Annotated in this window: 12 protein-coding genes; 5 read left to right on the forward strand and 7 right to left on the reverse strand. The window is 42.5% G+C overall.

Annotated elements, in window-relative coordinates; all coding sequences use genetic code 11:
* Position 1: 1 nt before the first annotated feature.
* Entirely contained in the window at positions 2-1,513 is a 1,512-nt protein-coding gene (murJ, locus tag ACJA3J_RS18605; RefSeq protein WP_406944944.1) for a murein biosynthesis integral membrane protein MurJ, read from the reverse strand.
* Positions 1,514-1,685: 172 nt separating this feature from the next.
* Here murJ and ACJA3J_RS18610 point away from each other — a divergent pair, with 172 nt between their 5' ends.
* Together ACJA3J_RS18610 and ACJA3J_RS18615 are read left to right on the forward strand one after the other, a co-directional pair.
* Positions 1,686-2,777, forward strand: a complete 1,092-nt coding sequence (locus ACJA3J_RS18610) for an acyltransferase family protein (RefSeq protein ID WP_406944945.1) — start codon at positions 1,686-1,688, stop codon at positions 2,775-2,777.
* A 214-nt stretch (positions 2,778-2,991) separates the two neighbouring features.
* Entirely contained in the window at positions 2,992-3,975 is a 984-nt protein-coding gene (locus tag ACJA3J_RS18615; protein WP_406944946.1) for an S-layer homology domain-containing protein, read from the forward strand.
* Between the two features lie 378 nt (positions 3,976-4,353).
* Here ACJA3J_RS18615 and ACJA3J_RS18620 read toward each other — a convergent pair whose 3' ends face one another.
* Positions 4,354-5,721 carry an N-acetylmuramoyl-L-alanine amidase gene (locus ACJA3J_RS18620; protein WP_406944947.1) on the reverse strand — a complete coding sequence of 456 codons (1,368 nt, stop codon included), beginning with the start codon at positions 5,719-5,721 and terminating at the stop codon, positions 4,354-4,356.
* Positions 5,722-5,907: 186 nt separating this feature from the next.
* Positions 5,908-10,254: a S8 family serine peptidase gene (locus tag ACJA3J_RS18625; RefSeq protein ID WP_406944948.1), complete on the reverse strand. Its 4,347-nt coding sequence runs from the start codon at positions 10,252-10,254 to the stop codon at positions 5,908-5,910.
* Between the two features lie 219 nt (positions 10,255-10,473).
* Between ACJA3J_RS18625 and secA2 the strand changes: the two genes are divergently transcribed.
* Both secA2 and ACJA3J_RS18635 read left to right on the forward strand, forming a co-directional pair.
* Entirely contained in the window at positions 10,474-12,849 is a 2,376-nt protein-coding gene (gene secA2 / locus ACJA3J_RS18630; RefSeq protein WP_406944949.1) for an accessory Sec system translocase SecA2, read from the forward strand.
* A complete protein-coding gene (locus ACJA3J_RS18635; protein WP_406944950.1) occupies positions 12,842-13,744 on the forward strand; it encodes an accessory Sec system S-layer assembly protein in 903 nt (300 codons plus the stop codon). The genes secA2 and ACJA3J_RS18635 overlap by 8 nt, the downstream gene beginning before the upstream one ends.
* Before the next feature lie 30 nt (positions 13,745-13,774).
* On the opposite strand, the gene ACJA3J_RS18640 is transcribed toward ACJA3J_RS18635, so the two are convergent.
* On the reverse strand, positions 13,775-13,993 hold the full coding sequence (locus tag ACJA3J_RS18640) for a ribbon-helix-helix protein, CopG family (protein WP_406944951.1): 219 nt from the start codon (positions 13,991-13,993) through the stop codon (positions 13,775-13,777).
* Positions 13,994-14,168: 175 nt separating this feature from the next.
* Here ACJA3J_RS18640 and ACJA3J_RS18645 point away from each other — a divergent pair, with 175 nt between their 5' ends.
* Positions 14,169-15,626, forward strand: coding sequence for an S-layer homology domain-containing protein (locus tag ACJA3J_RS18645; protein ID WP_406944952.1), 1,458 nt, complete (start codon positions 14,169-14,171; stop codon positions 15,624-15,626).
* A 142-nt stretch (positions 15,627-15,768) separates the two neighbouring features.
* Here ACJA3J_RS18645 and ACJA3J_RS18650 read toward each other — a convergent pair whose 3' ends face one another.
* From ACJA3J_RS18650 to ACJA3J_RS18660, 3 genes are all read right to left on the reverse strand, one after another.
* Positions 15,769-17,979 (reverse strand): 5'-nucleotidase C-terminal domain-containing protein, encoded by a 2,211-nt coding sequence (locus tag ACJA3J_RS18650; RefSeq protein WP_406944953.1) that lies wholly within the window; start codon positions 17,977-17,979, stop codon positions 15,769-15,771.
* A 283-nt stretch (positions 17,980-18,262) separates the two neighbouring features.
* Complete coding sequence (locus tag ACJA3J_RS18655) at positions 18,263-19,498, reverse strand: S-layer homology domain-containing protein (protein WP_406944954.1); 1,236 nt, start codon at positions 19,496-19,498, stop codon at positions 18,263-18,265.
* A gap of 226 nt (positions 19,499-19,724) precedes the next feature.
* A complete protein-coding gene (locus ACJA3J_RS18660) occupies positions 19,725-20,951 on the reverse strand; it encodes an S-layer homology domain-containing protein (RefSeq protein WP_406944955.1) in 1,227 nt (408 codons plus the stop codon).
* Positions 20,952-21,049 lie beyond the last annotated feature (98 nt).

Genomic DNA, 21,049 nt, shown 5'->3' on the forward strand with positions numbered 1-21,049 from the left:
CTTACCCCTTACGTTTCGTGACATTTCTTAACAAAAACAAGAAGGCATGTGTTTTCAAAATAAATGCAGCGGAGGCAAACACGACGCCACCGATGACAGCGACGGTTATGATCTGCACGATATTCGGCCAATCCGTAATCAGCTGTTGTATACCGATCACGGCTCCACTCATCGCAGCAACCGAAAGTGTGATTTTCAAGTAATCGATCGTCAAATACTTGAAATCCAGTCCGCCTACCAATTTAACAAAAACAATCAAACAGGCCCCTGTGTAAAACAAAGCCATAACTGATGCTGCGAGTGGAATTCCTAAATACCCGAGCCATTCAGCGAACAAGAAGTTGAACAATACGTTAAGTGCAATCGATCCGATGCTGATCATTAAGATCAGGTGGCCTTTTTTCATCGTATAGAAGCCTTTGTTGATGACGTTATTTAAACTGAAGAAAACGACCGATCCGAAGTAAAAGTACGCCACCTGCGTCGTAGAGGTCGTTGCTTCATTAGAAAATGCTCCGCGTTCGTAGAAAAGCTCGATCAAGTTCGGCATCAACAGCATCATTCCGATGACCGACGGGAGCAGGACGAGATACATTGTCGTCAGTCCCTTTTCAATCCCTTTTTTGAATTGATCGTTGTCATTCGCCGTGACCGCTTTCGATAACAACGGGAAAATAATCGTTGCAATCGTCACACCAAAAATCGCCTGTGGCATATGCACAAGGTTTTTCGCGTAGTTGATGTACGTGACAGCACCTTCGCCTTGATATCCGGCAAAAATCGTCCCGACCATCAAGTTCACTTGTCCGACGGCAACGGTGAGTCCTACAGGTAAGAAGATCCAATAGAACTGTTTAACCTCCGGCCAGTCGATTTTTTGTTTCACATCCATCACTTTTCTCGGGACGACGAGGAACAACTTGAAGATCAATGATAAGATCGTACCTGCCAAGTACCCGAGTGCAAGCGAATAGGCACCGATTTGATTGGCGAATAAAAAGGCCGCTCCGATCGAGCTTAAGATGACGATGATTTGGGAAACGATCGACAATGAGAACTTGCTCTCTGCATCAAAAAACGCTTCTAACACACTGTTCATCCCCACAAATGAGATGCAGGCAAAGAAGATGATCGTCACCCATGTCGCAATCTGTGTCGCTTCTTCACTAAAGTTCGGGTAAAGCAGCGGCATGAGCACAGGAGCAATCAACATACCGATCACGGATAAAATGAATGCAAGTACGAGCGTTCCTTTGAACACCTGTCCTAAGTATCTCTTCCCTTTATTCTCTTCTACAGATTCAATATAACTCGGCACGAGGGCATTTTTCATTCCGTTCGTCATGAACAAAATCAACATGTTCGGAATGATGAATGCAGCAAGATACGCATCCGCTACATAGCTGTCGCCGAAGTAATAGGCGATGACCATATCGCGGATCAATCCAGACACTTTCAGCAGCAGCGTCGCCCCGATGAATAAAATACTTGCTAAACCTAACTTGGATTTCAATGTCTATACCTCTTTCATTCCATTTCAATGATTCCAACTATAAAACAACTAGCCTGATTTTACCACAGCTGACAAAGTTCTGTAATGAAAAGGAAAACTGGGTGAATTTTCTCCTTTCCATATCATCCTTCTCCTATTAAACTTTAGAAGGTAATAGAAAGGGGATCCTTCCATGAAAAGAACGATGATCCAAGAAATTTTCCTTATTCGTACTATCGCCTGTTTATGTGTCGTCTTCATCCATGCGATGACGATGACCCAGCATAATTACACGCTGGCAGAATCTACCGACGATCTGCTATATCTATTTAAATTGACGCTTATGTTTGCAACACCTTTGTTCATTATGATTTCTGAATTTCTACTTTCCTACTCCTATCCGGACAAGCTCCCGAGAGGCTTTTGGAAAAAGAGAATTCTCTATATCCTTGTTCCTTATGTATTGATCGCAGGTCTCTATTCTGCTGTACCTCTGTGGACAGGAGGAGGCTTGACTTGGGAATACTTCCTGGAGCGTTTTTTTGACCGGACGTTCTTAGGGCTCTGGCACGGGTACTTCGTGCTGATCATTTTCCAGTTCTATGCGCTGCATTTCTTACTGAAAAAGTTCTTCGACCGTTATCCAGCCTGGCTGATGATTAGCCTTTCCCTGTTTGTCAATCTCTTTTACCTGGGCATCTACAACTTTGGATGGTTTTATGAAAATGCCTTCGTTTATGGCTTGAGAGATTACTATAAACTTCCGTTCACTGGCTGGATCTTTTACTTTACGGTCGCTTATTATGCAGGGAAACACATTGATACGTTCATCAACTTTTTGAACAAATACAAATACTACCTGATTGCAGGAGCACTCATCACTGGGGCTATTCCCCTATTAATGCGCCTTAATCGTATTTATTCAGTCGTTTCTTCCAAGAGGTTTGATATTGTGCTGTACACCTTCTTCATCTTCTGCATCCTTTATTTGATTGCAAGAAAGATGAAACACATACCGAATCTCGTGATGTGGATCAGCAGTAGCTCTTACGGTATCTACCTTCTCCACCCATTGCTGCAATCAAGTACAATGAACGCCTTGAAAGATATGCCGTTCCATATGAACTTCGGTGTGCATATCATCGTGATGTTTTTGATTGGTGTCATTGGGCCGATGCTGATCACGTATGTACTCAATAAGGTTCCCTATGGAGCTTTAATTGTTGGCAAATTTAATGTACCGAAAAAGCCGAAAGTAAAACAACAAACCACGATGGCCGGTTAACGATAAGATTAAAGACAAAGACGACCAGGATGATCCTGGTCGTCTTTGTTTTGGTTACACTATACCCTTAAACTCTTCCTTCCCGATTAGTAGCTTAGTAAAACCTATGAAACTTAAATGTTACACAACTGTAAAACTATGACGAATCTTGTTATGTTACGCTTGTAAAGGATTACAAGGACAGACAAAAAAACACAAGGGGAGTATTACTAAAATGAAAAAAGTCTTATCGTCACTTGTCGCTTTTGCCACGGTTTTTCTACTATTTACACCTAATGCTTTTGCAGGACAAAGTGTTCGGGACCAAGTAGTAGATCTTGCATTTGATTACTCAGGTTCACCGTATGTATATGGAGGAACATCACCAAGTGGTTTCGATTGCTCCGGTTTTACTCAATATGTTTTTGGCAAAGCGGGAATTGACCTTAATCGTACTTCCCGTCAACAGTACACCCAAGGCGACTACGTCAGCCGTTCTAATTTGAAACCAGGAGATTTAGTCTTCTTCGGCAGCCCGATCTGGCACGTTGGTATATACATAGGAAATAACAAAATGATTTCTGCGGAAAACCCTTCCGATGATATCGAAGTAGCTTCTCTTACTGGGTATTGGGATCGTAACTACGCTGGAGCTAAACGAGTGATTGAAGACAAGCATGTAGAAGTAGCAGAACAACCAGAAACATTAGATCAATATAATGATGTCCGTGTAGACTATTGGGCAGCAGATCACATCGAGTACATGAGTAATGAAGGCATCATTGAAGGATACAATGGTTCATTCATGCCAACCGAAAACATTACACGTGGATCTGTTGCGAAGATGTTAACAACAGCTCTTGGAATCAGTCCTTCTAACGATCAACAGTTCTCTGATGTTCCTTCTTCCCACTGGGCTTCTGGCCACATCAATGCTCTAGCGAAGAAAGGTTACATCACTGGTTACACTAACGGTACATTCGGTCCGGATTCCGATATTACGCGTGAAGAAATTGCAGCACTATTCAACAAAGCATTCAACTTGAGTGGCTCTACTTCAAACTTTAAAGATGTAGATGGAAACCACTGGGCTTATGATGATATCCAAAGTCTTGCTGCTTCTGGTATCACGCACGGTTATACAGATAACACCTTCAGACCTGAAAATGAAGCAACCAGAAGTGAATTAACAGTATTCTTATATCGCGCAATCAAATAGACTTGATACAATGGGAGGAACTCACAAGAGTTTCTCCTTTTTGTTTTCCTCCTCCCCTCAAATTCTAAACCTCTTTCTACTAGAATCTCCATCTTCTACACCCAGCTCCACTTAGAGCGCCCTTTTCCTTGCCTCTATTAATTCCATTGAAAATTACCTATAACTAAGATCTGCTGAGTGCGAAAAGTTGGCACCTAGGATTTAAGTGAGCCCCGTGGTTACACCTATAGCCATTTGGTCTCCTTTATAGTATCCATGGGAGAACAGGCTGGCTTGGTAATAAGCCTAACCGTCTTTCCTTATTAATTCTTTCGTTTCACACGTTTTAAAAATAAACAAAAAGGGAAAGCTCCGCATATGGCGTGCTTTCCCTTTCGTTTATTTTCCTTTCCATTCATAGTAATCAATGATACCATCAGATATACCTTTTGCTGCACGGTCTCTCCAATAGCTGGAACCTAATTTCTCAGCATCAGAGTCGTTGGTGGTAAACCCTAATTCTACTAACGTAGACGGAATCGATGTACTCCTGATGACTCGGTAAGGTACATCTTTTACTCCACGATCTTTCGTTCCTAGTGCTTCTACGAGACTATCCTGGATGAATAAGGCCAACTGTTTGCTGTCAGTCACTCGTTGACTCTGTGAAGAATAGAAAGTTTCTGTCCCATTGGCACTCGGGTCACTGAAAGCATTGGAATGGATGCTTACGAATGTATCGGCGCCATTATTTACAGCATAGCTGTTACGATCATCCAGTGGAATAAATGTGTCATCTGATCTCGTCATGATGACCTTGACGCCACTGTTTTCTAAGTAATTACGCACACGTTTAGCGACATTCAAATTGATTTCCTTTTCTACTAGACCATTGAATTCTGCTCCACCATCTTTTCCTCCATGACCAGCGTCAATTGCAATGACACGGCTTCCAGAAGCTGTACGAGCGGTGTAATCTTTATGTACGTATCCTTTGAGACTTCCTGTTGATACTTTCAACCAGTCTCCTTGTTGTTGATGAACCTCGATGACTGTTCCCCTTACAAACTGCCCGACTCTTGAATAAGAGGTACTCGGACCTGAACGGACGTTTAACACATCAGTGGTTACCACTCTTGTTTCTAATACATCCTCTTCTTGTGACACTTTGAATGAATCATTCAGCCCGCGTGCGACCAAGAGGGAGTATTCTGTTCTTGTAATGGATGCATCCGGCCTATATGTACCGTCATCATACCCATTAGCGATGCCTGCTGTCGACACTTTATTGATGGCTTCATATTGTGAGCCTGAACTTTGCACATCTTCATACGTCACGGCACTTATTTCATGTAATGAGAAGGCTTTTGAAATCAAATAAGCCATTTCCCCGCGAGTCATTGTCTCCTTAGGTTTGTATGTACCATCTGTATACCCCGTGATGATTCCTTCCTCATAAGCAGACTGTATGTATCCTGATGCAAACGAATCGGCGTCCACCCCTGGAAATACTGTATTTCTTTGACGTCCATCTAACCCCAATGCTCTTCCTACCATTGTGGCGGCCTGTTCCCGTGTCACCACATCCGTTGGTGCAAAATTGCCGTTAGGGTAACCTTGAATGATTCCACGATCAATCAAATAGTGAATCTCTGTTTCATATTTTTCCGGAACGTCATGGAACGCCAACACTTTTCCTTGGGGAAGGAAAACAACTAAACCAAAAAGCAATAAACCAAAACCTACATATAACCAATTTTTCAACATTTTGGACAAGGATCCTCCTTTTTTATTTTTCAACTAAATCTATCCATTTCTATTATACTATCTTTTATGTGCTAAAAAAGAGGATAAATCGACTCATTTCGATTTTTTACACTTTTATCATTATTTCTTGAGATAAAAATAAGGACCGCTCTAAAGAGCGGTCCTTATTTTCGTAATTTTACAGCCTTATTCTTTGAAACGATCGTCTTCTGCTCTTGCTATGAACATAGCAAACTCAGAACGTCTTGTTTCGTTACCAGGCTTGAATGTTCCATCTGGATAACCAGTGGTAATTTCATTCGCTGATAGCGTATTGATGTAAGGAGCTGCCCAGCTTGTTGGGGAGACATCCTCGAATCGTTTCGAAGTAGAACCTTCGAGGTCGTAAGCTTCGACAACGATTTTTGCCATTTCGGCACGAGTAAGGGTCTTGTCTGGCATGAATTCACCTTGAGGGGAACCTACCATAATGCCCGCTTTCGCGATGGCTGCAATTTCGCCATAAGCCCGATCTTCTGTGTCTACGTCGCTAAACCCTGGATCTTCCACATTAGAAGTTTCAAGATCGAAAGCACGGACGATCATTTGAGCAGCTTGACGACGAGTAATCGGATCATTGATTCCGAAATCGCCACCTGGGTACCCATTGATGACACCAGCCACATTCAATTTCTCAATTGCTTCCTTAGCAAAGTAATTTTCACTAATATCGTTGAATGCTTTTGGTTCTTCATCACTGTGGTAAACCGTAACCGTTTTTTCGGTCATGTTTCCAGCAGCATCTTCCACTTCAATCTGGAACATGTTCTTGCCGTCTTTCAAACCGACCGTATGCGTGTAATCCTGCTCTGTGTCATTCATATCATAAGGAGTGTCGTTTTCTTGTGCATACACTTCGTTTCCATTGACATAAAGGCGCAGAGCATCGTCGTTATCTTTCATGTTCATAGAAAGATCAACTTCAGTTTCACTCGTTACGTGCGGACCTTCGACATTTAGTTCAGGGCTTGTTGAATCAAGCATGAAACGACGAGTGAACGAGATATCATTTCCGCTATCATCAACAGCGATGAACTCAAGTTCTTTCAGACCATCCGTCTTGAATTCTACCGTTGTATTGAAGTCATAACGCTCTTCGGTAGAGTTCCATGTCAATTTGACCTCTTGTCCATTGACAGTAAGACTCTCAACTTCTGAATCATCTGTAACGTATCCAATGACTTGAACTTCTCTGTCTGTTTCGAATTCCAGTGCAAGGGGAGTAAGAGCTGTAACGTAAGGAATCGTTTCGTCTTCAACTTCCAGCGCACTATCTGTCGTGCTATTTCCTGCATAGTCATAAGCGACAACTCTGACTTTTTCCACTTCTTCTGTTCCTAGCTCATAAGAATCCGTATTCGAAGACAACGGATCTTCTGTGACACTGTTTCCATTTACTAGAACTTCAAAGTGGGAAATGCCCGCCCCTTGATCGGTAGCTTCCCATGTCACTTCATTTGATTCACTATCATAATCCACGTTCAATTCTGGAGTTTGGGTATCCACGCGTACGGGGATCACTTTGGACTGCCAGTCAGCATCCGGATAGTCGACCACAGACTTGATTTCATAGTAATACATACCATCTTCTACGACTTCGCCATCTACTTTTCCGTCCCATGCGGCCTGATCATAAATGTTGTAGGAAGGACCAGCGCCTCCATCGAAGTAATTCTTTCTCACTTCATCCTCTGTACGAAGCGTACGAAGTTCATTCATATCCTCATCGAGAATATTGAATTCTACTTCTTTCGCATTTCTTAAGAATGATAGAATCGGCATTACGGTATCAGCCATACCGTCTCCATTTGGAGAGAAACCGATATGAAGCTCAGAACCAGTCAGTGCTTCTTCTTCACCAAGGAGTGGGTCGACCCCTAGATAATAGAGTTCTGCTCCGTATGGTGTTAATAGACCTGTTTGCCCATAGAAAGTTTCTCCATCTGTTTCGTAAATGGTGTCATCCACAATTGGCGCTTCGTCCCAATCGCCATTAAATCCAACGTAAGGAACATTCAGTGCTGGATTAACATCCGCTGGATCCACCAATGTAATGAACCCTTCTACAAAGTATCCATTTTCAAAAATTTCATCTAATGGCACGTTGTAAGCCCAATCGACTCCATCTTCAAGGTCTAGGCTTACATCAATTTCAATAGATTCTCCAGCAGGAATGAATACCTGATAGTCATCATTGACTTGACGACCGTTATCTGAAGAAACCTCAATTGGATATTCACCTGTATATGGTGCTCCTTCACTAATGGTTCCTTCTTTGTAGATTCCTTGTGCTTCTTCAAGGCTTCTGCCCTCTACAATAAGGTCTGTCTGGACAGTACCTTCGACATTGTACGTAGCTCCCTCATCACTGAAGTTTTCTACTGTCAATGTAAAGGAAGCTTGATCATTGATTTCTTTAAGAGCGACTTTACCAATGCCTGTCTCTTTCTCTGTTGCAATCACAGGTGTCTGCATAGCAGCGTGTAAATCCATCAACCCTGCCCCTTGTCTTCTAGGGGAGAAAGGTAGACCGAAATTGAGTCCACTATTATACGTACCTGTATCCATTTGCGGAACAGAAGTGTTCATCAAAATGTTTTTCGCCATTTCGACGCGGTCTTCACCAGCTAAGTCAAAATCATCTTCTATACGCTGCATCACTAGCGCGGAGCCCCCAGCAACGTGCGGAGCTGCCATGGAAGTACCACTCATCAAACCATAGTCATCATCCTGAAGAGTGGATAGAATGTTTCCACCTGGAGCTGTGATTTCTGGTTTGAAATCAAGGTTCGGTGTGACACCCCAGGACGTAAAGGAAGACAAGCTTCCGAATTCAGGGTTGAGAGATTGAACCTCTTCTCCTTCAAAGGAAATTTCTACTGTGTTTCCTGCTTGCAATTCATCTCTTAAATTTTCGCCCAAATCTTTCATAATGGACAATTGAGGAATATTAATTTCCCCACTCGAAGCCATACTGATATAACCAGAAACGTTATTGAAAATGATGACCCCTTTTGCCCCGCGTTCCTGGGCGTTCAGTGTCTTACTGACAAAGGTGGATTCTCCACGTTGAATCAACGCGATTTTACCTTCGACATCTACACCTTCAAAATCGTTGGCTTCCGGTGATGCATCAGAATCACCTGGAGTTCTTCCTAGTCCTGCATACACCAATTCATGATACCCTTCTTCCAGCGAATCAGGGTGAACATCACTGGCAGATAGGAAAGGAACAGCAGGTCCTTCTTCTCCATTAATTCTTGTGTTGAATCCATCAAGCATCAAATATTTATTCTCGAATGATGCTACTTGTAGAGAGTCTGTAGAAAGACCAGGAGCTCCTACAAGACCGATGTCAGGATTTGACGCCAATGGGGTGTCGAAACCTTCTCCGAATTTCGCGGAGTTCCCGGCAGAAATCGCCATCATCACGCCATTATCCACCGCTCTTGCAATCGCTTTCTGTTCTGGATCTTCTTCATCTACGAAGCTCGCTGTAGAACCAAGGCTCATATTGATGACATCCGCTCCTAGTAGAATCGCATCATCAATCGCTTTAACGTAGATATCACCATACGTAGATGGCATTTCAGGATCATTACCAAAAACTTTCAATCCTAGGATCTGAGCTTCTGGTGCTACCCCTTTCAAGCCTCCGTTATCTTCATCGCCATTGGCACCGACTGTACCGGATACGTGCATCCCGTGCATGCTTGCATCAGGGCCAAGGTCTAGGACTTCATTGTTTTCATCTGCATAGTTGTAACCATAAGGGACTTTTTCTGTGAAATATTTCCCGTCAAGCTCCCCTGTCGCTGTCAATGCATCGACATCGGAAGGACTGATTTCGGGGTCCGTTTCTTCACTTAGGACCATGTCTTTATGATCAGGATCGATTCCTGTGTCAATGACACCGACTGTCATTCCTTCCCCTTTATAGCCATACTCCTGCCAAGTTTTTTGAGCTTTGACCAGTTCTTTACTATAAAGCAATTCTGGCTGCTCTGTCGGACGCTCGTATTCGTTTGTGATATGTACTTTGCCGACATTCGGTAAGCTCTCTATCACTTTGACAGATTTGTATGTCACTGTACCACTGAAACCGTTGACTACAGTTGTAAAGCTTTCTTTGTAGTCCATCGGAATCGATTGGTTTTGAATGGATGCTTTGACTTGTTCCTGGGCATCCAAAGCAGCTTTTCGTAGTTTCTGCTTATTCGAATCTGATAGTTCACTATAAGTCTTACCTAAGCTTTGAGCTGAATAAATGGTTGGTTCATCTTCTAATTCCACAATCACGCGTACTTCTTCATTCGGGTCAAAATCTTTTTCTGCCTCTTCGGCTTTGAATACTCTTTCTGTTCCTTTTTCTGCTCCTGCAGAACCTGTTTCTCCTAAGCTTTTATGACTAGGGAGACCAGTAGCTGCGAGTGCGGAGTTCGAAAAGGCCAGAAGGAAAATAAAGAACAAAATCAAACTCTTTTTCAAATTCAAAAAGGTTCCTCCTCTTTCTATTTTAGTACTTACTTTAGACCCCTCTCCTTTCTATTATTTTACAACTTCAATTATATTCAAATTATTCTAACAAATCAATGAATACGACAAAATACTTCGTTACTGGAAATAGTTTAATTGGAAGGTTTGTAGAAAAAAAGTCTGATAACATGCTAAAATATGAAGTAATGACTATTTTTTCAAGGAGCGTCTGTATAGATGATAGAATCAATGAAAAAGATTTTACCTGCCAAGAATGAACGTCAATGGAAAAAATACGATTCATCTGTCCAGTCCATCAATGCTTATGAAGACGAAATGGTTCATTTGTCCAATGATGAATTGAGGAATAAGACCGTTCAGCTTCAACAAGCGCTACATAATGGATCAAGTATTTATGATATAAGAGAAGAAGCATTTGCCGTAGTGAGAGAAGCATCCAAACGTGTGCTCGGAATGCGCCATTTCGATGTACAGCTGGTCGGGGGCCTCGTGCTTACCGAAGGAGACATTGCGGAGATGGCTACCGGTGAAGGAAAAACGTTAGTAGCTACTCTCCCTAGTTACTTGAGAGCACTGGAAGGTAAAGGAGTCCATGTCATTACAGTCAACGAATACCTTGCACGAAGAGACTTTGAAATGATGGGACCTTTGTATGAATTCCTGGGACTTTCTGTGGGTCTGAATGTACCCAGCTGTTCACAAGCGGAGAAAAGAGCGGCTTACCAAGCAGACATTACCTATGGACTTGGAACAGAATTCGGTTTTGATTTTCTCCGGGACCATATGGTTAAAGACATCAGTCAAAAGGTCCAGCGCCCCTACCATTTTGCAATCGTCGATGAAGTGGACAGTGTCCTGATCGATGAAGCAAAGACCCCACTTGTCATTGCAGGCAAGATGGAATCAAGTGCGAACCTTCATAAGATAGGAGCCAGGCTTTCCCGTTCTTTCACTCAGGATGAAGACTATCAATATGATCGGGAAACAAAGAGTGTTAGCTTGACAGAACAAGGAATCACTAAAATTGAACGCGCCTTTGGTATTGATAACTTATTTGATATTGAACATCAAACGCTCTACCACTATATGATTCAAGCGGTACGTGCTCTAGTCATGTTTGAACGCGACGTCGATTATATTATTGAAGAGCAGGAACTAAAACTTGTAGATATGTTCACCGGACGCTTGATGGAAGGGCGGACGATGTCCGACGGTCTGCATCAGGCTCTGGAAGCAAAAGAAGGCCTCAGCATTACAGAAGAAAATAAACCGCAGGCATCCATCACTGTGCAAAACTATTACCGGATGTATCCCACTTTATCCGGCATGACCGGTACAGCTAAAACTGAAGAGAAGGAATTCCAGACGGTTTATGGGATGGATGTGATCCAGATTCCGACGAACCGACCTGTAATCCGTGAAGACAGGCCGGACCGAGTATTTATGACAAAGGAACAAAAATATGAGGAGCTCGTCCGCGAAATCGCAGAGATCCATCCGACCGGGCAGCCGATCCTGATCGGAACGTCGTCCATTGTTCAATCCGACAAAGCTGCGGAATATCTGGACAAGGCCGGTTTTTCTTATGAGCTATTGAACGCTAAAAGCGTTGAACAAGAGGTTCACCTCATTTCTGTTGCTGGTGAAAAAGGGACGATCACCATCGCCACTAATATGGCTGGTCGAGGTACAGACATCAAACTCGGTGAAGGAGTAGCAGAACTGGGAGGACTCCATGTCATTGGTACCGAACGTCATGAATCACGTCGAATTGACAACCAACTGAAAGGAAGATCCGGACGTCAAGGAGACCCTGGCTCTTCCCAATTTATCATTTCTTTAGAAGACAACATGATCGAAAGGTTCGCCAGAGTGGAACGAGACCGCAAATTAAAGTCCATTAAAACTGGCGAAAATCACCAAGTCATGAACAAGGACATTCATAAGTTCATCGATACGGTCCAAAAGATCAGTGAGGGAAGCCATTATAATATTCGCGAATTCACTTTGAAATTGGATGATGTCATTAATGACCAGCGTAAAGTGATTTACGAGCTGCGGGATCGTGTTTTAAAAGAGAATCAAATCCATGAGTTCGTATCTCCGATGGTGATGGATTTTCTTATCCACGAAACAGAAAGGTATTGTCCAGAAACGATTGTGCCCGAGGATTGGCCGCTTGAGCACTTAGAAGCAGAGTTACAAAGAGGTATTCCAACGGTAAAAGATGCAGCAGTATCTGAAAGGTCCTATGAACATATTGAAGATTTAAAAGAATTTTTAACTCCATATGCGGACCGTTACCTCACCAGCCTAAAGGTATCTCAAGACTCCTCCACCCTACAAGAGCGTTGGAAACAAGGATCTGTGGCAGCCATCGATCAGCTTTGGGTGCGGCACCTGGAAATGATGAACCGCTTGAAAGAGGGGATTGGCATCCGTCAGTACCAGCAAGAAGATCCCATCCGTCTCTACCAAGAGGATGGCCTGGATATCTTCAAGCACAACTTCTATCAAATCAAGAAAGAAATGGTCATCCTTATGGCCAAATTAACGGACCGTGCAGAAAAGGGGCGGAATAAGGATGTTTAATTTCCTGAAAAAGAAAGAGAAAGACTTTGAAGCTTATGATGAGAATGGCATAGATGCAGGGGACATGATGGATGGCCAAGAGTTATCCAGTGGAGAAAGTGAAGTTTTTACCGATCTTTCCCTTCATCCAAACTGGCACTTACCGGAAGAGGAAGTGTATGTGTACCGATTTTTAAATCAGGAACTTCCTCCCCTTCGACCAAATCAAATTAGTGTGTACGGGGTGGATTTCAAAGAAAAAGACGGTGGACTCATTGTGGACGGTTTTGTCCGTCACTCCCTTTCTAAAGCGATCCAGCTAAAGCCAGCGACGGTCCTAGTGTTGAACCAACAAGGAGAGGTCATCGCCCGGCAACCCTTTGATTTAGGAAACCTTGGGAATATCCCGCGAAAATCCAGCCGTCCGTGGACATTCTTGTTCCCACCTTCCAGCATCGTTCAAAAAGATGGAAAAACACTGGAACACGGCTGGCGGCTCGCTTTAGAATTGAATAAAAAACCCGCTGCCCATAAGCTGGATCTTGATCTCCAATGGAAAGAAAAGTTGCCTGAAGAAAAGGTTACAAAACTTACTCAACTTGTCACTTCCATGTCCCCACCTAAAAAGGGAGAAATCAATTTCTTCGGCCTGGATGCCCGGCATTTAGAAAATGGCGATCTCCATGTCACACTTTTGATTCGAAACGGAAATGAAAAGGATATAACCCTGAATTATTTACCGCTTCGTTTTGAAGATGCCTCTGGTGATATCGTCGCTGAAGGTGGATTCAAATTAAAATCCCTCAGCGTTAAAGCAAATACAAGCAAGCCATGGAGCTTCATTTTCCCCGCTGATTCCCTGAAGGCGGATGTACTGGACCTTACGAAATGGCGAGCGTATCCCATACAAAAATGACGAAAGGACCGCTTTACGAGCGGTCCTTTTCTAATGGCTTTTATATTGATTTTCCAAATTTGTTTTAATGAGTTCATACATATTATATTGCTTAGAGGCGGACGAGCTTTCGGCATGAGTCAATTGACGAAGGAAAAATTGAGTGGAGAAAGACATGAATGCACTTTTGCTGATTCCTAACTCTTTCGCTTTCTTCTCAATTTCATCATTCAAACTCTCTTCGATCCGCACACTGACTTGTTTTTTCATTGCAATGACGACCTCCTACTAAATCTACGATGTAAAAAAAGCACTCGACTCTCACACCCTCTATTATACCTTAGATTTCCAATTGTTTTCTAGTATTCTAGTTATCTTCATTTATATACCCTCCAAATTATGGTACTCTAAGGTACATAGAACAATAGAAGGGGAGCCATTACATATGAAAAAAGCACTATCCATCATCGTCGTGGTTATGAGTGTCCTTACATTCACGAATATCCATGTCAACGCTGAAAGCACCATCTCAGAAAAATGCAATGTACTCGATTTACCAGAGGAAAATCCTGACCTGCAAACCGTCAACTGTTTATTGACAGAAGCCGCATTGAAATACGATGTTCCGCCGGAAATCGTGAAAGCGGTAGCTGAAAAAGAAAACGGAAACTGGAGCCATTTCGATGAGAACGGTGAACCAATTGTTTCCGACGACGGCGGCATCGGCCTCATGCAAGTGACGAACAAGCCATTATTGGATGAAAAGCGTCTGAAATATGACCTGCCTTATAATATTGAAGCAGGTGTACAAATCCTTGATGAGATGTACGAAAGAAATGATCTGCCTACCATCAACGGCGGTGAAAGAAACGTCATCGAACATTGGTACTTTGCGGTCATGGCTTATAACGGAATCAAACCCGTGAACAGCCCGATCGATCGCGATGGGGAGTATAATGAGGAAGCTTATCAGGAAGAAGTCTTTCGCCTGATCAACCAGTACAGCGGTCTCGACCTCGTTACGATACCATTTGAGAAAGATGATTTTGAATACGACCGCGAAAGCAGTGACAACATTACATTCAACAAGATGAAATACGAATTCAATCTTCCTTTGACCAAGACACGTCATGAATTGAAAAAAGGTTATGAAGCGCAAGCTCTTACCGATACAAGATTAAGAGAACTTCCCACCGTCGACAGTCCTATCGTAGAGGGAATCTCTAAAAATGAAAAAGTAGAAATCACCGGTCCATTCGTATACGAATACAAGGAAAACAAAAAGAATCACTTTGTATGGTACCCTGTCAGAACGGAGAGCGGAAAGACCGGTTTTATGACATCTATGTATCTATCTTTCTCCTTCAGCGACGTATCGGAGGATTATTATGCCCGTGATCACATCAACCACTTGTATGACCGTAATATTGTGAACGGAATTCCAGGTGGAAAATTCGGCATCGGAGATCCTTTAACACGCTGGCAGGCCGTTCTTTTAATTACTAGAGCGAATCAAACGGAAATCGGAAATCGTCCTGATCCGGGATTTGAAGATGTGCCGAAAGACTACCCCTATTATGAGGAAATAGCAGCCGCTGTCGATGAAGGGCTGTTCCAGGGAACAGGAAATCAAGAGTTTAAGCCACGAGCTACATTAACACGTGCTGAAATGGCTGTTGTGCTGCAACGCTTATATGATTTCCCACAACCGAATCAAGGCAATCCTTTTGAAGATCTACCAGCTGAATCCTGGTACACAGAGGAAGTCAATCGTCTGTATCATGCTGGGATAACGAATGGTTATGGTGAGCCTGATACGTTTGCACCGAAGACAACCGTATCTCGTGATCAATTTGCTGTGTTTATGACGCGTTCGATTGCTCCAGAGTACCGGTTGGATTGATATATGTTAAAGACGCAACAGATCTGTTGCGTCTTTTTTTACTTTCATAATCCTAAAATGTAAGACTATACATCTTAATTTCTTTAAAAACAACAAAAAAAGTGAGGAAGCCCTTCGACTTCCTCACCCTTGATACCACCGGTTATTCAGTTGCCGTATCTACAATACGGTTTTCTATGACAGGTTCGACTGTTCCTTTTTCAGCCACATACTCACGGAAGACCTCCCAATCGGAGAGACCGAGATCTGTTACGCGCCCTTCATCGTAGGCATTTGCGAATACATCGTAATTGTCGCCACCTTTAGCTGTGAAAGCATTTGTAGCGATTACGTAGGTTTCGCTATCATTCAATGCGACCCATTCGCCATCTTGATTGACTTTAACTTCTTCTACACGTGCTCCTGCATCCTTTGAGCTATCGTACGTGTAGTTCAAACCTGAAACTTGAAGGAAGCCACCGCTTTCTTTAGGAGCATTGCTTACACTGTGCTCCAGAGCAGTCTTAATTTCAGCACCTGTAAGTTCCATGGTAGCCAAGGTATTACCAAATGGCATCACTGTTAAGATCTCACCAATGGTAATCGGTCCTTTGTCAATCGATGTCCGAATGCCTCCGGAGTTTTGGAAAGCTGCTACCGTGTTCGGATTGAATTCCTGCGCTTTTGCTAACATTCCATCTGTAATCAAGTTCCCAAGTGCTGTTTCACTATTTCTTACACTTACAGGGTTCTCATCGGTTGCTCGTGGATTAGGGAATGCTTCTGCAGCCACTCCGCCACTTTCTTCATTTCGAATTTCTTCAATTTTTTCTGTGTATCCTGCGAGGATTTTCGCTGCCTCGGGGTCTTCTTCTTTTTCTGATACGTCAATCAATTCTCCAGCATAGCCTGTAACTACACCATTTTCATCAAACTCTACGTCTAAGGTTCCAAGATATCCCCCGTACTGGCCAGCTTGTACTACAATCGTAGGGTCTTTAGGTTCGCCATTTTCATCGGTTGTTACCTCAATAGGCTCCTCTAATTTCGTATGACTGTGACCTCCGACAATGACATCAATCCCATCTACTTCCGCAAGTAATTGATCGTTATCATAAGCCGGGTTATCATCATAGCCGATATGGGTAATGGCGACAATCTTGTCTACTCCTAATTCTTCAAGAGCTTCTACCCGATCCTCTGCTGATTCAATGTAATCATCGAACTGAACCTCACCAGGACTGGAAATATCAGCTGTTTCTTCTGTCGTAAGGCCGAAGAAACCGACTTCTTCACCATCCACCTTTTTGATAATGCTATTGTAGGCCATTCCGTCAGATGGTAATTTGCTCACGTATTTTTTGTATAGGGGAGACAGGTTTTCGTCTTGACTGAAATCGACGTTAGAACTGACAAACGGAAAATCGGCACCTTTTACGAAATCAGCCAATGCTTTGTGGCCTTCCGGGCTTGAACCAAGGTCGAATTCATGGTTTCCGAAAGTCATCAAATCATATTCCATCATGTTCATAAACTCTAAGTCTGCCTGTCCTTTGAACTCGTTGAAGTATAACGTGCCTGAGAATACATCTCCTGCATCCAGAAGTAAAGCTTCAGGTTTTTCTTCTCTGACATCTTCGACTGCTGTTACTCTGCGAGCGACATCATCCAAGTGACCGTGCGTATCGTTTGTATGCATTAACGAAAGCTCAAAATTCTCTTTTTCAGGCTTTGGCAGCTTATTTCCGAACTTGTAATCCGTAGTCGCCAACAACCAGGCAAAGTCACCACGTTTGATTTTATAATCTGGACCGAACTGCGTCTCAGATAGCCCTGACACCAACCCATGGGCATACAAAGTTTCAACGGCTGACTCATACCAGGCCCCTTCTTTCAAATCTTCAAACGGGTGATCGACTTCTTTTCTTTCCAATCCATAAGCATCGACAATCAACTCAGCAAATTCCGCACGGGACATTTCTTTCTTTGGTGCAAATTTTTCATTTCCAACACCATCAATATATCCGGCTTCATGAAGTGCATTGACGGATCCGGCGTACCACGCATCCTCATCTACATCCGTAAAATGAGAACCAAGCTTATCCGTATCCAAATCAAGCATCTTGGCCATCATTTTAGCGGCTTGTGCTCTGGTGACAGGATCGCCTGTGTGGAATTCACCATCATCATAACCATTCACAACTCCTGCTTCATGCAGATCGTTAATAATGCCATGATACAAGTGGTCTTCCGATACGTCCGGGAAAATATGATCAGCAGAAACGGTAGCTGCCGGCGTAAGTGAAGCTGCAAGCATCGCTGCCCCAGCGGCAGTGATTGAAATTTTTCCTTTGTGTTTGTTCAAGTTCTTCATTAGTGATGATTCCTCCTTGAATAAATTAGAAAATACAGTCCGAATGTGCAGTGGAAACCTATGTAAATGGATCCCCCCTAATACAGGTCAAAGACTATGTAACTACCTTTTATATTACAAGAATTTTCGTAGAATTCCTACATATTCTTCTAATTTGACAGACTTTTTACATATCATTCATATTTATTACAATCTGGAAGACTTATGGGGGAGATAAGTCGCCAACGAAATAAAAATGAAAGGCTCCTGTAGGGTACAGGAGCCTTTCATTTTTTTACGATGATTAAAGCGGGATTCCGCCAGTGGAAGCGTCCACTTCTATTTCTCCTCCAGAATTATGGTCCATGAAGACATGGATTTCTGTGAAATAGTAATCCCCATCCATATCCTGGTTATATCGTTCATAAGAATACCAATAGCTGACATTCGTAATCCCCATATTTTCTTCAATCCTCTGTTTTGCCTGTTCAACGGTCAAATTTAAATGACGTTGGGCATCGAAGAGTTTCCAATACATGTTATGGAGCTTCCAGTTTCCATCTTCTTTCACCAACGTTATCGTTTCGAACGATCCGTAGCTCATATAGTTCTCCAATTGGACTGTTTCCACAATGATTTTATTCTGATTATTTTCCAGTACTTTCATATGAGCGTTCCATGAAAAATTAATCGCGTAGTACAAGTTATCACATTCTACGCAAGCATTATAGTAGTTACTTTCAACCTCAGCATTGAAATCATCGGTTATGTAAGGGTTTAGTTCACCCTCGATTCGATCATAGTCACGATCATTTGAAGGATAAATTGCATGCTCCATTAAATCGTCATACATCGTATTGAATACCTTATCCTGCAACTGATCTACTTTATCAGCGATTTGACTGTTGCTTAATAACTCCGGAGTCTTGTCTTCCCTGAAAGAAGGCTCAATGGTTGCCGCTAAGACCTTTGCAAATTCTGCCCGGGTAATATCCTTAAACGGCTTGAATGTTCCGTCCGGAAGACCATTGATGATATGAAGAGAATTAAGGTCTAAAATGCTCTCTGTTGCCCAGGAAATATTGTTCGCGTCAGGAAAGCCACTGACCTCTTCGTTCCTTTTTACTTCATATGCGCGATCTACCATGACCGCTACTTCGGCGCGACTTATATAATCGGTGGGTCTCATGTTTTCACCATCACCCTGAATAATGCCTTTTTCATAGGCAACGACCAATTCATCATAATAATAAGCGGTTTTAGACAAATCATTAAAAGGCGGTTCAGCTTCCGGGCTTTCATTCGGGTATAGATCCCTGACCAGCATAACGGCTACTTGAGCCCGAGTTACATTAACCTTAGGACCAAATGTCCCATCTGGTAATCCATTAATGATGCCTTGCTCATTCAAGAATAAGATTTCTTCTTCTGCCCACGGTGTTTTATCCAAATCCGGAAAACTATTCGCACTCACGCTTTGGTTGGAAAAAGATAATACAAGTGTAATTACAAATACGAATGAAACTATTTTTTTCATCATTCCATAATCCTCCTTTTTGTATGCAATATTCCAATTATACTATAAATAGTAAGATGTTTGTTACTTTTTTGAGTCTTTTAACCTATATATCTTTATACATTTTTCTTTGGTGAAGTGAGGGTTTCACATTTGTGTGAATAACAGATGGAGTTTTCAAGGAGAATAAAAAATGAAGGGCTGCTGTAGTTTACAGCAGCCCTTCATTGGCTCTCATTTATGATGGTAATTAGATCGGAATACCACCAGTGGAAGCATCCACTTCTATTTCAGAGTCATCATTATTGTTCTTGAAGACGTGAATATCAGTAACGTAATAATCTCCCTCCCAATCCTGTACACGCCTTTCATATGTGTCCAAGTAAGTCACATTATCTTCACCAATTTCATCCTCTATTCTCTGTTTCGCCTCTTCTACAGTCAGGTCAAGGTGTCGCTCATCATCAAACAGTGTTTGTTCAATAGTATCCAACTTCCAATTCCCATTTTGTTTCATTAAAGTAATGGTTTCAAATGACCCTAAATATCCGAAGGTCTCCGGCTGAACCGTCTCAACAATGACCTTCTCACCATCGTTTTCAACAACATTCATGTGGATGTCCCATGCATAAGAATTGAAGTAATATAAAGTGTCACAACTTAAACAGGCATCATAATAGGCACCTTCAACTCCTTCACTGAAATTCTCAGTCGCATACTGTGCTATTTCTTCTTCAATGCGTGCATAATCACGATCTTCCTTGTCTACTCCGTATTCCTTCAAATCATTGTACAGAGTCGTATGGACCTTACTCTGTAAGGTATCCACTTTGTTAGCTATTTGACTGTTACTCAATCCCGCTGCATCATTTCGGAAGGAAGGCTCAATTGTCGCAGCTAAAACTTTAGCAAAAGATGCACGCGTAATGTTTTGGAAAGGTTCGAATGTACCACCAGGTGTTCCATTGATGATGTGCTGAGAAGACAAGTCTAAAATGCTTTCGGTTGCCCAGGAAATATCATTCGCATCAGGGAAACCACTGACTTCTCCATCTCTTTCAATGTCGTAAGCGCGATCAACCATCACAACGGCTTCCGCACGGCTTACGGGATCTTGCGGCCGCATGTTAGCGCCATCACCTTTCATGATTCCTTTTTCGTATGCTACTGCGATTGCATCATAATAATAGGCACTTTTCGATAAATCACTAAAAGGGGGTTCATTTTCAGCCTTTTCATTAGGGTAAAGGTCTCTTACCAGCATGACGGCTACTTGAGCTCGAGTCACATTCTCTTTGGGACCGAACGTCCCATCCGGTAACCCATTAATAATTCCTTCTTCATGCAGATAAAGGATTTCTTCCTTCGCCCAGCTTGCCTGATCGAGGTCCGGGAAAGAATCCGAAGCACTTATACTTGTGGAGAAAAGGGAAAATACAAACGTTAATGATAGTGCACCCGTCAAAAGCTTTTTCATAACCACATTCCCTCCTTACAGAATTTACTAATTTCATTGTACTACAGATAAAGAGATGGATGTCATCCTATTCCCACTTTTGTAGATGATGAGAAGGT

The sequence above is a fragment of the Halobacillus sp. SY10 genome (genome assembly GCF_045401165.1).
GTDB lineage: Bacteria > Bacillota > Bacilli > Bacillales > Halobacillaceae > Halobacillus > Halobacillus aidingensis.